The 13,418-nt window shown below is 66.9% G+C and carries 14 protein-coding genes; 13 read left to right on the top strand and 1 reads right to left on the bottom strand.

Translation table 11 applies throughout. The features are described 5' to 3' along the window. Positions 1-3: 3 nt before the first annotated feature. The 13 genes from C0V76_RS14120 to C0V76_RS14060 all read left to right on the top strand — a co-directional run bounded on the left by C0V76_RS14120 (position 4) and on the right by C0V76_RS14060 (position 12,250). Positions 4-648: a hypothetical protein gene (locus C0V76_RS14120; RefSeq protein WP_101943259.1), complete on the top strand. Its 645-nt coding sequence runs from the start codon at positions 4-6 to the stop codon at positions 646-648. An 8-nt stretch (positions 649-656) separates the two neighbouring features. Beyond that, positions 657-1,985 carry an AMP-binding protein gene (locus C0V76_RS14115; RefSeq protein ID WP_101943258.1) on the top strand — a complete coding sequence of 443 codons (1,329 nt, stop codon included), beginning with the start codon at positions 657-659 and terminating at the stop codon, positions 1,983-1,985. A 1-nt stretch (position 1,986) separates the two neighbouring features. Then, complete coding sequence (locus C0V76_RS14110) at positions 1,987-2,280, top strand: beta-hydroxyacyl-ACP dehydratase (RefSeq protein ID WP_101943257.1); 294 nt, start codon at positions 1,987-1,989, stop codon at positions 2,278-2,280. 5 nt (positions 2,281-2,285) lie between these two features. Continuing rightward, entirely contained in the window at positions 2,286-3,206 is a 921-nt protein-coding gene (locus C0V76_RS14105) for an acyl-CoA synthetase (protein ID WP_101943413.1), read from the top strand. Beyond that, a complete protein-coding gene (locus tag C0V76_RS14100; RefSeq protein ID WP_101943256.1) occupies positions 3,190-3,798 on the top strand; it encodes a LolA-related protein in 609 nt (202 codons plus the stop codon). The genes C0V76_RS14105 and C0V76_RS14100 overlap by 17 nt, the downstream gene beginning before the upstream one ends. Continuing rightward, complete coding sequence (locus C0V76_RS14095; protein WP_101943255.1) at positions 3,795-6,143, top strand: MMPL family transporter; 2,349 nt, start codon at positions 3,795-3,797, stop codon at positions 6,141-6,143. Before C0V76_RS14100 ends, C0V76_RS14095 begins: the two co-directional genes overlap by 4 nt. Beyond that, positions 6,127-6,783 carry an alpha/beta hydrolase gene (locus C0V76_RS14090; protein ID WP_101943254.1) on the top strand — a complete coding sequence of 219 codons (657 nt, stop codon included), beginning with the start codon at positions 6,127-6,129 and terminating at the stop codon, positions 6,781-6,783. The genes C0V76_RS14095 and C0V76_RS14090 overlap by 17 nt, the downstream gene beginning before the upstream one ends. After that, entirely contained in the window at positions 6,780-7,568 is a 789-nt protein-coding gene (locus C0V76_RS14085) for a polysaccharide deacetylase family protein (protein WP_101943253.1), read from the top strand. The genes C0V76_RS14090 and C0V76_RS14085 overlap by 4 nt, the downstream gene beginning before the upstream one ends. After that, positions 7,565-8,296, top strand: coding sequence for a class I SAM-dependent methyltransferase (locus C0V76_RS14080; protein WP_101943252.1), 732 nt, complete (start codon positions 7,565-7,567; stop codon positions 8,294-8,296). Before C0V76_RS14085 ends, C0V76_RS14080 begins: the two co-directional genes overlap by 4 nt. A gap of 110 nt (positions 8,297-8,406) precedes the next feature. Beyond that, positions 8,407-10,419, top strand: coding sequence for a beta-ketoacyl-ACP synthase (locus tag C0V76_RS20240; protein ID WP_101943251.1), 2,013 nt, complete (start codon positions 8,407-8,409; stop codon positions 10,417-10,419). Further along, positions 10,419-10,853 carry a 3-hydroxylacyl-ACP dehydratase gene (locus tag C0V76_RS14070; protein WP_101943250.1) on the top strand — a complete coding sequence of 145 codons (435 nt, stop codon included), beginning with the start codon at positions 10,419-10,421 and terminating at the stop codon, positions 10,851-10,853. The genes C0V76_RS20240 and C0V76_RS14070 overlap by 1 nt, the downstream gene beginning before the upstream one ends. Positions 10,854-10,938: 85 nt before the next feature. After that, positions 10,939-11,658, top strand: a complete 720-nt coding sequence (fabG, locus tag C0V76_RS14065) for a 3-oxoacyl-ACP reductase FabG (protein WP_101943249.1) — start codon at positions 10,939-10,941, stop codon at positions 11,656-11,658. Positions 11,659-11,878: 220 nt separating this feature from the next. Next, the gene (locus tag C0V76_RS14060; protein ID WP_101943248.1) at positions 11,879-12,250 is read left to right on the top strand and encodes a 50S ribosome-binding protein YggL; all 372 of its coding nucleotides are present in this window, start codon (positions 11,879-11,881) and stop codon (positions 12,248-12,250) included. A 62-nt stretch (positions 12,251-12,312) separates the two neighbouring features. On the opposite strand, the gene C0V76_RS14055 is transcribed toward C0V76_RS14060, so the two are convergent. Further along, entirely contained in the window at positions 12,313-13,368 is a 1,056-nt protein-coding gene (locus tag C0V76_RS14055; RefSeq protein WP_101943247.1) for an RNA methyltransferase, read from the bottom strand. Positions 13,369-13,418: the final 50 nt, after the last annotated feature.

The following is a 13,418-nucleotide window of genomic DNA, read 5'->3' as shown; positions in this document are numbered from 1 at the left end:
GTGATGAGCGGCATGCAGTGGCTGCGCACCGGGCTGATCGCCGTGGTGGGCGCTGCTTACCTGTGGCTGGGGCACCAGGCTTCGATTTCCAGCGATCCGCCGCTGCTGAGTCTGCTGATCGGGCTGGCGCCGCTGTCGGTCAGCGCCCTGCTGCTGGCCTGGGCCAGCCGCTCGCCGTGGCTGCTTGGGCTGTGCGTGGTAGCGCTGCTCGCCATGCTGCTGAAGCTGGATTACCTGCGCGCCAATACGGCCTGGGTCTACTTCATCCAGCATGCGGGCATGCACGCCATGCTCGGGGTGATGTTCGGCCGCACGCTCGGCCACGATCACTCGGCTGCGCTGTGCTCGCAGGTTTCGCGCGTGGTGTATGGCAACGATCTGGATGCCGCTTTCTACCTCTACACCTGGCGCGTCACCGTGGTGTGGACCGCCTATTTCGCACTTACCACCCTGCTCTCGGTGCTGCTGTTCTGGCTCGGGCCGCTTGCGTGGTGGTCGGTATTTGCCAACCTGCTGACCCCGGTGATCATCGGGGCGATCTTCGTGATCGAGTTCGCGATCCGCCAGCGCACCTTGCCGCGCAATCGCCACGCCAGCATCGCGCAGACCATCAAGGCCTACCGCGAATACTCCCAGCGCAAGCAGTGAGGAGCCGTATGTCATCCCTGCCCCTGCTCCCGCCCGCCCCTGTCGGACATGTTCTCGCCCTGCACGCGGGGCGCGCCATCAGCCAGGACGAGTTCCTTTCTCAGGTGCTGGCGCTGGCCGCAGCGCTGCCTGCAGGCAGGCCCCTGCTGAATCTCTGCAATGATCGCTACCACTTCGCGCTCGGACTCTTCGCCGCCATCGCGCACGGCAACCTGAGCCTGCTGCCAAACAGCACCGCACCGGAAAACATCGCCGCGCTGCACGCCGCGCACCCGGATCTGCTCTGCCTCAGCGACCAGCAGGAGCCGCCCTTTGGCCTGCCCACCCTGCGCATCACCGCTCCGGAGATGGCAACGGCCACGCCATCCATGCCGCAGATCCCGGCAGAACAGGTGGTGGCCTGCGTATTCACCTCCGGCTCGACTGGCCAGCCCCAGCCCCATATCAAGACCTTTGGCCGCCTCTTTGCCTGTGCCCAAGCCGAGGCCCGGCGCATCTGGGCCACCACGGGCGGACCCTGTGCGGTGCTCGGCACAGTGCCTTTCCAGCATATGTACGGACTGGAGTCGACCGTGCTGCTACCGATTTTTGGCGGCGGCATCCTGTGCGGCGAACGCCCCTTCTTCCCGGCCGACGTAGCCTCGGCATTGGCGGACTTGCCAGCGCCGCGCTTCCTGGTCACCACGCCCTTCCATCTGCGCAATCTGCTCGACGCCGAAATCGCCCTGCCACCGCTGGCCGCCCTGCTGTCCGCCACCGCGCCGCTTGCCACCGAGCTGGCCACACGTGCAGAAGCCCAGCTCGGCGCGCCGCTGCTGGAGATCTACGGCTCCACCGAAACCGGCCAGATCGCCACCCGCCGCACCACCGCCGGCCCTGATTGGGCCTTGTTCGAAGGCCTCAGGCTGGAGCAGGAGGGCGACTACACCTGGGCCGACGGCGCCTTTCTGGAGCTGCGCCAGCAGCTCGGCGATGTGCTGGAATTGCTCGATGAAGGCCACTTTCGCCTGATCGGCCGCCATGCCGACATGATCAATATTGCCGGCAAGCGCTCCTCTCTGGCCTACCTCAATCACATCCTGTGCAAGCTGCCGGGGGTGCGCGACGCGGCCTTCTGCCTGCCGGACGAAAGCGAAGCCGGGCGTCTCGCCGCCTTCGTGGTGGCTCCCGGGCTCACCACGGCCGAGCTCATCAAGGCCTTGCGCCCGCACCTCGACCCGCTCTTCCTGCCGCGCCCGATCGTGTTTCTCGAACACCTGCCGCGCAATGCCACCGGCAAGATCCCGGCCGCCGAGATGCAGGCCCTGATCGAGCAGCATTTGAAAGCCCGTGCCTGACATGCCTGCCCTACCCCTGCCGATCCCTGCCGATCACCCTGCCTTTGCCGGTCACTTCCCGGGTCGCCCCATCGTGCCGGGCGTGGTCTTGCTCGATCAGGCCCAGCTCGCCATCGAATCCGCCAGCGGGCAGCAGGTAAGCGGCCTGGCCATGGCCAAGTTTCTCAGCCCGGCCTTGCCTGGCGAGGCACTTGAGCTCGATTTCAGCACCAGTGGCGACAGCGCCCGCTTCGAAATCCGCTGCGCCGAGCGCAAGGTGGCCAGCGGCCGCTTCACGCTGGAGCCCAGGGCGTGAGTGCCATGGCAGACAAGCGCACGCCCGAATGGATGCAGCGCAAGGAGCGCGGCTCCCTGTTCTGGCTGCGCGTGATGCGCTGGATCTCGCTGAGCTTCGGCCGCCGCGCCTCGCGGCTGATCGTCTATGGCATTGCACTCTACTTCTTGCTGGCAGTGGCGCCGGCACGCGCCGCCCTGCGCGAATTTCTGCCGCGCGTACTCGGACGCCCAGCCGGCTGGCTCGATCTGTACCGCCACATCCTGGCTTTTGCCAGCACCATCCACGATCGCACCTATCTGCTCAACGACTGCTTCGACGAGTTCGATCTGCGCCAGATCGGCGCCGAAGTCCTCCACGAACTGCATGCCCGCGACGGCGGCTTCTTCCTGTTCGGCGCCCATGTCGGCAGCTTCGAAGTAATGCGCAGCCTGGCACGCGCCAACCCCAGACTCAAGGTGAGCATGGCGATGTACCCGGACAACGCCCGCCTGATCAACTCGGCGCTCTCTGCCATCAACCCGGACGCTATGCAGGACATCATTCCGCTGGGGCGCCTCGATTCGATGCTGGAGGTACACAACCGCCTGATCGAGGGCGCCATGGTCGGCATCCTGGCTGACCGCGCCAGCGGTGACGACGCCTACGAGACACTGGATTTTCTCGGCAGCCCGGCGCACTTCCCGAGTGGCCCCTTCCGCATGGCGGCGATGCTGCGCCACCCGGTATTCTTCATGATCGGTCTGTACCGTGGCGGTAAGCGCTACGACGTGCACTTCGAACAGATTGCCGACTTCAGCCAGGTAGGGCCGCGTGAGCGCGATGCGGCCATCCGCGCCGCGATGGAAAACTATGTGCGGGTGCTCGAAAAGCATGTGCGCGCCGCACCCCACAACTGGTTCAACTTCTTCGACTTCTGGAAATCCGCCCGTGCCGAGCACTCCTGATCTTCACGCCCGCCTGCGCCGTCTGCTTGGCGCGGTGCTGCTGCCCGCCCTGCTGCTCGCCCCCCTCGCCATCCAGGCCGCGGAATGGCCCGCGGCTGAGCTCTTCAAGCTGCTCGCCCAGCAAAAATCCGGCCGCGCCAGTTACATCGAAAAGAAATACATCGGCATTCTCGACAAGCCGGTCGAGTCCTCCGGCACGCTGGCCTTCACCGCACCGGACAAGCTTGAAAAACGAACCCTCAAGCCGCGCCCCGAGCTACTGCGCCTGGAAGGCGACAAACTCTACATCGAGCAGGCCGGCAAGGCCCCGCTGAACCTGAACCTTTCGAGCTATCCGGAAGTGGCCGCCTTCGTCGACAGCATTCGCGCCACCCTGGCCGGCGACCGCAAGGCGCTCGAAAACAGCTATCAGCTCAACCTGCTCGGCGCGGCGGATAAATGGCAGCTGATCCTGCTGCCGAAATACACCAGCATGAGCGCCATCCTCACCCGCATCGCGATCAGCGGCCGCCAGGGTGAAGTGCAGCGCATCGAATTCGCACTGGCCGATGGCGACCATTCCGAGATGCTGATCAGCAAGGTGGGGCCGTGATCGCCCGCCTGCGCACCCACGCCCTGCCGCTGGGCCTGTGGCTGCTGGCGCTGGCCGCCTGCGTCACGGTGATCCTGCACACCCGCTTCATCGCCGACCTCTCGGCCTTCATGCCCAAGGCCCCGAATGCCCGTCAGCAGATGCTGATCGAGCAGCTGCGTGACGGCATCATTGCCCGCCTCGTGATGGTGGGCATCGAAGGCGGCGATGCGGCCAGCCGCGCCGACCTCTCGCGCCAACTGGCGGCCCGCCTGCGCCAGGATCCGGCCTTCGTCGGCGTGCAGAACGGCGAAGCCTCGGTCGAGGCACGCGACCGCAGCTACTTTTTCGACAACCGCTATCTGCTGAGCCCGGCGATGAGTGCCGAGCGCTTCAGCAGCGAGGGCCTGCAGGCGGCCATCGGCGCCTCGGTGGAGAAACTTTCGGGCGACGCCGGCCTGATGCTCAAGAAGCTCCTGCCACGCGATCCGACCGGTGAAACCCTGGCCCTGCTCGAGCAGTTCGCCGGTGGCCAGCAGCCGCGCCAGCTCGAAGGTGCCTGGGCCTCGCGCGACGGCACACGCGCCCTGCTGCTGGTCCAGACCCGTGCCGACGGCTCCGATACCGACGCCCAGGCTGCCAGCCTCGAGCGCGTGCGCGAAACCTTCGCCAGCCTGCCTGCGCACCAGGCGGGACATCGCCTGCTGCTGAGCGGCACGGCGGTGTTCTCGGTGACGTCGCGCGAGCGTATCCAGAGCGACATCCACCGCCTTGCAATCGGCAGCAGCATCCTGGTGATCGGCCTGCTGCTGGCGATCTATCGCTCACCACGCCTGCTCGGCCTGGGCCTGCTACCGGTGGCCAGTGGCCTGGTGGCCGGCATCGCTGCGGTGAGCCTCGTCTTCGGCAATATCCACGGCCTCACGCTCGCCTTCGGCTCCACCCTGATCGGTGAATCAGTCGATTACTCGATCTACTACTTCATCCAGCGCGCTGCCGGCATCGAAGCCTCGCGCTTCTGGCGCACCATGTGGCTCGGCGTACTGTGTTCGCTGGCCGGCTTCGCCGTGTTGCTGGTCTCCGGCTTCCCGGGCCTCGCCCAGCTTGGCGTGTTCTCGATGGCCGGGCTGGTCGGTGCGGCGCTGGTCGCCCGCCATGTGCTGCCGGCCTTGATGCCGCAGCAACTGCAGATCAGCGATCTGTCCGCCCCGGCCCGCCTGCTCGACCGCATCTTCCGCAGCCTGCGCCGCCTGCGTCCGTTGCTGCTGGCCGGCGCGCTCGCCGCCACGGCCTGGATCCTGTGGCAGGGAGATGCCATCTGGAACCGCCAGCTCAACGCACTGAGCCCGGTGACGCGCGCCGAGCAGGATCTGGACATGGCCCTGCGCAATGACATGGGCGCGCCGGACATGCGCTACATCGCCGCGCTCACCGCGCCGGATGCCGAGCACGCGCTGCAGGCGGCCGAAGCCGTGGGTCACGTGCTGCGCGCCGAAGTGGCGGCCGGGCGCCTCGGTGGCTTCACCTCGCCAGCCCAGTTCCTGCCCAGCCGGCAGACCCAGCAGGCCCGCCAGCAAGCCCTGCCGGACGAGGCCAGTCTGCGCAGCCGCCTCAGCGACGCCCTGCGCGAGCTGCCGGTGCGTGCGGAGCGCCTCGACGGCTTCGTGGCCGATGTGCAGAAAGCACGTCAGCAGCCCCTGCTGAGCCGGGCGGATCTCGCCGGCAGCTCCGCCGCGCTGGGCGTGGACTCGCTACTGATCCAGCGCCAGCAGGACTGGCTGGTGCTGCTGCCGCTGCGGGCGCCGGCGGGCCAGGAAGAACTCGACACCCGCGCGCTCGAAGCTGCCCTGCAGGGGGCCGGGCAATCCGGCGTGACGGTGCTGGACATCCTCGAAGAATCCACCAGCCTCTTCGCCAGCTATCTCTCCGAAGCCAAGCTGCTGGTGGCCTGTGGCATGGGCGTGATCTTCCTGCTGCTGCTCGCCGCCCTGCGCTCCCTGCCGCGTGCGCTGCGCGCCGTGGCACCGCTGGCCTGCGCCGTGATCGGAGTGACTGCCGGCCTGCTCGCCAGCGGCACCAGTCTCACCATCCTGCATCTGATCGGCCTCTTGCTGGTCGTAGCAATCGGCCGCAACTACACGCTGTTTTTCGACGCCGGCAGCCACGCCGGCAACGCCGAGCAGCAACGCCAGGTACAAGTCTCGATCCTGGTTGCCAACCTCACGGCCGTCGGCAGCTTCGGCGTGCTGGCCTTCTCCTCGGTGCCGGTGCTCGCTTACCTCGGTTGCACCGTCGGCCCCGGCGCCTTCCTGGCACTGGTGTCGGCCGCCATCCTCGCGCGGGATCAGGATGCGTCTGCTCACTGACTCTCATCCGGGCGGCAGCGAGCGCCTGCTGATCCTGCTGCCGGGCGCCGAAATTGCGCTGGAGGATTTCGCGCGCCAGGGCTTCATCGCCGCCGTGCGTGAGCGTGGCTACGCCTTCGACATCCAGTGCGCCGCGCTGGACTACACCCACGTCATGGCGCGCACGGTGGAAAGCACACTGCACACCGAAGTCATCCAGCCGGCCCAGGCCGCCGGCTACCGCCAGATCTGGCTCGCCGGCATCTCGCTGGGCGCCTTCAACAGCCTGCTCTACGCCAGCCAGCACGCAGCGGAGCTTGCCGGTCTGTGCCTGCTCTCGCCCTACCCCGGCACCGGAGACATCCTGGGCGAGATCCGCAGCGCTGGCGGACCGCAAAGCTGGCTCGAGACACCCGAGGCTCAGCAAGGCGACGAACGCGTGTTCTGGCGCTGGCTCGCCGAATGCCAGCGTAGCGAGCACTGGCCCTGCCCGATTCACGCCATCACCGGCACGGAAGACCGCTTCATCCGCGGCCAGCGCCTGCTGATGGACACCCTGCCCGCCACCTGCCGCACCGAATTGCCCGGCGCGCACGACTGGCCGGCCTGGCAGGCGCAGTGGGCACACTGGCTGGACCACGGCCCCTGGAGCCGCGCATGAAGCTGAGCCCCTTCATGCGTTTCTCGCTGGGCCTGCATGGCGCGCTGGCCGTGGCCCTGCTGCTGCGCCCGGATTGGTGGCCGGTGCTGCTGGCGATCTTCGTGCTGGACCATCTGGTGCTGGGCCTGGCCGGCATGTGGCCGCAGAGCACACTCCTCGGTGCCAACATCACCCGTCTGCCAGCGCACGCCGCGGCGCGGCGCGAGGTGGCAATCACCATCGACGACGGCCCCGACCCCGCTGTCACCCCGCAGGTGCTGGCGATCCTCGCCGCCCATGGCGCCGTAGCCAGTTTTTTCTGCATCGGCGAGCGCGCGGCCAGGCATCCTGAACTCGTGCGCGCCATGGTGGCCGCGGGTCATGCGGTGGAGAACCACGGCATGCATCACCGCAATCACCTCGCCTTCTCCGGCTTTGGCGGCTGGCGCCGCGAGGTCGGCAGCGCGCAATTCACGCTCAGCGAACTGGCCGGCACGCCACCGCGCTTCTACCGGGCGCTGGCCGGACTGCGCAATCCCTTCCTGGATCCAGTGCTGCAAGCCTTGGGCCTGCATCTCGCCACCTGGAGCCGGCGCGGCTTTGACACCCGCTGCAGCGATCCCGCCGAAGTACTCGCCCGCCTGTGCAAGGGACTCGAGCCCGGCGCCATCCTGCTCCTCCACGATGGCCACGCTGCGCGCGATGCGGCCGGCCAGCCGATCATTCTCGGCGTCCTGCCACGGCTGCTCGAAGCCCTCGCCGCACGCGGCCTCACCCCGGTCACCCTGCGCTCCTGTCTGCCATGAAGTCCAGCCTCAAACGCCATCTCCTCGATCGCGCCACCGCGCCCTACCGTGGGCTGGGCGTGTTCCACTACCGCTGGGGGCGCGGCAAGCTCGGCAATGATCCGATCTTCTGCGCCCTGCTGGAGCGTCAGATCTTTCCGGACGGCGCCCGCATCACCGATCTGGGCTGCGGCCGCGGCCTGCTCGCAGCCTGGTTCCTCGCCGCCGAGCGTCTGGCCGATGAGGGGCAATGGCCCGACGACGTCCCGCCACCGCCCCGCGGCCTGCATTTTCGCGGCTGCGAGCTGATGGGTCGCGAAGCCGAAGTCGGCAACCGCGCCTTGCAGCCGCGCTACCCGGGGCGCGTCGAACTCTCCGGCGGCGACATGCGCGCGGCCGACCTCTCCGGGCTGAACGCCATCGCCATCCTCGATGTGCTGCACTACATCGACTACGCCGAGCAAGATCGCCTCCTCGACAAGATTCGCGCGGCACTGCCGCCTGGCGGGCTGTTCCTGACCCGTGTAGGCGATGCCGAGGGTGGCCTGCGCTTTCGCATCAGCCAGTTGGTGGATCGCGGTATTTCCTTCGTCCAGGGGCATCGCCTGCCGCGCATGTGGTGCCGCCCGGTGAAGGCCTGGGTGGCCGCACTGGAGGCACGTGGCTTCAAGGTGGAATGTCTGCCCATGAACGGCCACAACCCCTTCGCCAACGTGATGCTGATCGCCCGCGTACTTCCCCAGCCGTAACGGGTTCCGGCAGCCCAATCCAGCCATCTCCAGCCTGGCTTTGACAATACAGAGGGGCGCGCCCCGGCCCATCAGGTAAAATCCGCGCGCCAACCCAGATCGGAGCCCTTGTGCAGCCCCTCCGCCTTACCGCTTATACCCTCGCCAGTGCCCTCGGCAGCGGCCTCGATGCCACGCTCGCCGCCCTGCGTGCGCAGCGCAGCGGCCTCGCGCGCCAGCACTGGGAGACTGTCGATCTCGATACCTGCATCGGCTCCGTCGCCGGGCTGGATGATGCGCCGGTACGCGCCGACCTGGCAGCCTTCGATTGCCGCAACAACCGCCTCGCCCAGCGCGCCCTCGAATGCGACGGCTTCACCGATGCAGTGCGCGACGCGATTGGCCGCTACGGCAAGACCCGCATCGGCGTGTTCCTCGGCACCAGCACCTCAGGCATCCTGAGTTCAGAAATCGCTTTCCGCCACCGCGATCCGGCCGCCGGCGGCTGGCCGGAAAACCACGACTATCGCCACACCCACAACAGCTATTCGGTAGGCGATTTCGTGCGCAGCTATTTCGATCTGCACGGCCCGGCCTGGGTGGTGTCCACCGCCTGTTCGTCCTCGGCCAAGGTCTTTGCCGACGCCCAGCGCATGATGGCCTGCGGCCTGATCGACGCGGCCATCGTCGGCGGCGTCGACTCGCTGTGCCTGACCACCATCTACGGCTTCAACTCGCTGCAACTGGTCTCGCCCAACCCCTGCAAGCCCTTCGATGCGGACCGCGACGGCATCTCGATCGGCGAAGCCGGCGCCTTCATCCTCGTCGAGCGCGGCGAGTTGGCGCAGCCTGGCGACATCGTCATGAGCGGCATCGGCGAGTCGAGCGATGCACACCACATGTCCTCGCCGCATCCGGAAGGCCTCGGCGCCAAGCTCGCCATGCAGGCCGCGCTGGACATGGCAGGCCTGCAGCCGCGTGATATCGACTACATCAACTTGCACGGCACCTCAACGCCCAGCAACGACGCCGCCGAAGACAAAGGCGTGGCAAGCCTGTTCGGCTCGCAAACCCCATGCAGCTCGACCAAGGGCCACACCGGCCACACCCTGGGCGCCGCCGGTGGTGTCGAAGTAGTGATCTGCGCGCTAGCGCTCACGCATGACTTCGCACCGGGGGGCGTCGGCACCCGCGAAATCGACCCAAAGCTCACCAGCCACTACCTGCTCGCCAACGAAGCAAAGCCGATGCGCCACACGCTCAGCAATTCCTTCGGTTTCGGCGGCAGCAACAGCAGCATCGTGCTCTCGAAACTGCTCGCGCCCGCTGAGAGCAAGGCCCACCCGGCACAGGATGCGCTACAGGTCGGCGTCGCCGGCGTTGGCCTCTACGGCCCAGGCCTGAATGGCTGGGAAGCCGCGCAGGCCTTGCTCGCCAGTAACGCCCCGTTTGAACTCACACCGCTCACGCTGCCGCCAGCCGAAGCCTTGCCCCCGGCCGAGCGCCGCCGCGTGGGCCTGCCGATCAAGCTGTCGATGGCCATCGGTTTCGATGCGATCAAACAGGCCGGCGTGGATGCCAGTCAGCTCGCCAGTGTGTTCTCCTCCACCGGCGGCGATTGCGACAATTGCCACGCCATCCTCGAAGTGCTGGCCAGTGACGATCGATCGGTATCACCGACCCGCTTCCATAACTCGGTGCACAACGCCCCGAGCGGCTACTGGGGCATCGCCACCCACTGCATGGCGCCTTCCACCAGCTTGTGTGCCTACGACGCCACCTTTGCCGCCGGCCTGCTCGAAGCCGCCAGCCAGGTCGCCACCACCGGCCAGCCCTGCCTGCTGCTGACCTATGACACAGCCTACCCCGAGCCGCTGTATTCCTGCCGGCCGATCCCACATGCCATCGGCGTGGCCCTGCTGCTGACACCGCAAGCCAGCGAAAAAAACCTGGCAGAACTCGCCATCCGCCTCAGCACAGCACAGCCGGATGCCATGGCCGATGCCACCCTCGAAACGCTGCGTCAGCGCGTGCCTGCAGCGCGCGCCCTGCCACTGCTGCACAAGCTCGCCCGGCGTGAAACCGGCAGCGTCGTGATTGACTGCTTCGATGATCTTTCGCTGACGATCGAGGTCAGCCAGTGATGTTTGATCGGGCATGGATCGCAACCAGGATTCCGCACGCCGGCGCCATGTGTCTGCTCGATGCCGTCATCCACTGGTCGCCGGAAGCAATCCACTGTACGGCCAGCAGCCAGTGCCTGACAGATAACCCGCTGCGCGCAGGCGAGCGCCTTGGCCCGGCTAACGCCATCGAATACGCGGCCCAGGCCATGGCCGTGCACGGTGCCCTGCGTGCCGGAACGGACACCGCCCCACGCGCGGGCTTCCTGACCAGCGTGCGCGAAGTGGAATTCCATACCGACCGGCTTGATCAAGCCGAGCAGCTTGAGGTGCACGCCGAGTGCCTTTCCGGCGAGGGAAACCACCTCATGTATGCATTCCGCATCGAAGCGGCCAGCCGAACGCTGGTCAGCGGGCGTGCCAGCGTGATGCTGGATGCCGACAACACCCCATGAACTGCGGTAGGGCCGACCTCAATCGGCCAACCACGCGCAGTGTGCGACTGGAGTCGCACCTACGTTATCTACCAAGGAGTCAGCCATGAAACGCGCTCTCATCACCGGCGGTAGCGGCGCTATCGGCGCAGCAATCGCCCGCAAGCTGGCCACCGACGGCCTGCACGTGATCGTCCACGCCAACAGCAATCTCGCCGCCGCCGCCGCACTGGTCGCCGAACTCACAGCAGCCGGCCTGTCCGCCGAAGCCTGTCAGTTCGATGTGGCCAACCCTGATGCCACCGCTGCAGCCCTCGAGAAGCTGCTCGAAGCCGGCCCCATCCAGGTGCTGGTCAACAACGCCGGGATCCACGACGATGCCGTCTTCCCTGGCATGAGTCGCGAGCAATGGAGCCGCGTGCTGGACGTGTCGCTGAACGGTTTCTTCAACGTCACCCAGCCGCTGACCATGCCGATGATCCGCTCACGCTGGGGACGCATCATCACCATTTCCTCAATTGCCGGCATCACTGGCAACCGTGGCCAGGTGAACTACTCCGCTGCCAAGGGCGCGCTGCACGCTGCCAGCAAATCGCTGGCACTGGAACTCGCCAGCCGCGGCATCACGGTGAATGCGGTGGCGCCCGGCATCATCACGTCGGACATGACGAAAGACGTCTTCGATGCCGACACCATCAAGCAGCTGGTGCCGATGAAGCGCGCCGGCAAACCGGAAGAAGTCGCCGCCCTGGTGGGCTTTCTCGCTTCGGATGCGGCGGCCTACATCAGCGGCCAAGTCATCTCGATCAACGGCGGCATGATCTAAACGCGGTGCAAGGCTAAGCGCGCTCCAATCTCGCAACTCCGGTACTCAACGTACATGCGTACGTTTCCGCTCCTCGTCGCGACCTTGAAGCGCTCGCTACGCCTTTCCCTCGCGTTTTCACTCGATCGAAATTGAAAACAAAGCCGGTTTTTTCTGGCTGACTTGTCTAAATTTGCACCCAACTACTACCCTGCAAGCTCCCCCTCATCGGACCCACACCATGACCAACCGCCCCGTTCCCTCCGCCACCTGGCTGCATCGCCTGAACCCGCGTCAGCGCAAGAAGCTGCGCGTGGGCGAATACCGTGAGACCGGCTTCGAACTGCGTCTTGTGTTCAGCGAAGCCCTCGATGCACGCGCCTACATGCCGGTGTGGGAAGGCCTGCGCGCCTGTGCCCGCGAAGAGGGCCTGATGCTGGTCGGGCTGGGCGGCCAGCTGCCGCTGAGCGAAACCGACGCCTTCGTGTGCAGCGAAGGCCCCGGCACCGTCAGGGAAGAAGCCCGCCAGGCGGTGCTGGACTGGCTCAAGACGCAGGTCAGCGTGCGCGAGGTGGAAGCCGGCCCGCTGAAGGATGCCTGGTACGGCTGGTAAGCCATTGTCGTAGGTGCGACTTCAGTCGCACGCCACGCGTGAAGGGCCGACTGAAGTCGGCCCTAGGTCCCGCGCTTCAGCCACTCCACTCGCTGCGCCTTGGCCACGGCCGGCTCAAACTTCTCTTTCTCGCGCGCCCGCAGCTGGCCACAGCCGCCATCCACATCCTGCCCGGCCGAGTCACGCAGCTTGGTGAGCACGCCAGCCTGAGTGAGGCGTTTGGCGATCGCGCGGGCCTTGTCCCAGGACGGGCGCTTGTACGGCAGGCCGTCGTTGGCGTTGTAGGGAATCATGTTGAGCAGGCCGTACTTGCCGGCCAGCAAACGCACGATGCCCTCGAGTTCAGCTTCGGAATCGTTGATGCCTTCGAGCAGGGTCCACTGGTACTGGATCGGGTAACCGGTGGCGCGGGCGTAGGCTTCGGCCTGCTCGACCAGCCAGGCCGGGTCGAGGCGCGGCGCACGCGGCAGCAACTCCTCACGCAGCTTGGCGTCGGTGGTATGCAGGGACACCGCCAGCGCCGGCTTGACCGGGCCTTGTGGCAGGCGCTCAAAGACGCGCGGGTCGCCCACCGTGGAGAAGACCAGATTCTTGTGGCCGATGTCGCCATAGAGGCCGAATGCCTCGATCGCCTCCATGACGTTGTCGAGGTTGTGCGCCGGCTCGCCCATGCCCATGAACACGACCTTCTTCACCGCGCGCTGCTTGCGTGCCAGCACCAGCTGAGCAGCGATTTCGGCACTGCCGACCTGACGCAACAGGCCATCCTTGCCAGTCATGCAGAACACGCAGCCGACCGCACAACCCACCTGGCTCGACACGCACAGCCCATCGCGCGGCAGCAGCACGCTCTCCACGGTCTGACCATCGAGCAGGCCCACCAGCAGACGCGCCGAGCCGTCCTCGCCCGGGTGACTGCTGCGCAGCGTGGCCAGCGCGTTCAACTCGGCTTCAATCCCCGGCAAGGCTTCACGCACCGCCAGCGGCAGCACGTCTTCAGCCTTCTTGCGCCCGGCCGTGAGCGGCTGGCCCTGCAGCCAGGCACGCAGGATGCGCTGCTCGTGCGCCGGTTTGGCGCCGAGCGCGCGGAGGTGATCGCGGAGCTGGCTGATGAGCATGGTGCTTGATGCTGTAGGTGCGGCTCCAGCCGCACATGACGGGCTGAAGA

The sequence above is a fragment of the Uliginosibacterium sp. TH139 genome (genome assembly GCF_002855595.1).
Lineage (GTDB): Bacteria > Pseudomonadota > Gammaproteobacteria > Burkholderiales > Rhodocyclaceae > Uliginosibacterium > Uliginosibacterium aquaticum.
Note: the sequence above shows the minus strand (reverse complement) of the source record. Positions and strands in the feature narration are given on the sequence as shown.

Excerpts from the sequence above, each read along its gene's own strand:
- C0V76_RS14110 (WP_101943257.1), top strand. The coding sequence starts at position 1,987 with ATGCCTGCCCTACCCCTGCCGATCCCTGCCGATCACCCTGCCTTTGCC.
- C0V76_RS14080 (WP_101943252.1), top strand. The coding sequence starts at position 7,565 with ATGAAGTCCAGCCTCAAACGCCATCTCCTCGATCGCGCCACCGCGCCC.
- fabG (WP_101943249.1), top strand. The coding sequence starts at position 10,939 with ATGAAACGCGCTCTCATCACCGGCGGTAGCGGCGCTATCGGCGCAGCA.
- C0V76_RS14115 (WP_101943258.1), top strand. The coding sequence starts at position 657 with ATGTCATCCCTGCCCCTGCTCCCGCCCGCCCCTGTCGGACATGTTCTC.
- C0V76_RS14120 (WP_101943259.1), top strand. The coding sequence starts at position 4 with ATGAGCGGCATGCAGTGGCTGCGCACCGGGCTGATCGCCGTGGTGGGC.
- C0V76_RS14085 (WP_101943253.1), top strand. The coding sequence starts at position 6,780 with ATGAAGCTGAGCCCCTTCATGCGTTTCTCGCTGGGCCTGCATGGCGCG.
- C0V76_RS14060 (WP_101943248.1), top strand. The coding sequence starts at position 11,879 with ATGACCAACCGCCCCGTTCCCTCCGCCACCTGGCTGCATCGCCTGAAC.
- C0V76_RS14105 (WP_101943413.1), top strand. The coding sequence starts at position 2,286 with ATGGCAGACAAGCGCACGCCCGAATGGATGCAGCGCAAGGAGCGCGGC.
- C0V76_RS14090 (WP_101943254.1), top strand. The coding sequence starts at position 6,127 with ATGCGTCTGCTCACTGACTCTCATCCGGGCGGCAGCGAGCGCCTGCTG.
- C0V76_RS14055 (WP_101943247.1), bottom strand. The coding sequence starts at position 13,368 with ATGCTCATCAGCCAGCTCCGCGATCACCTCCGCGCGCTCGGCGCCAAA.
- C0V76_RS14070 (WP_101943250.1), top strand. The coding sequence starts at position 10,419 with ATGTTTGATCGGGCATGGATCGCAACCAGGATTCCGCACGCCGGCGCC.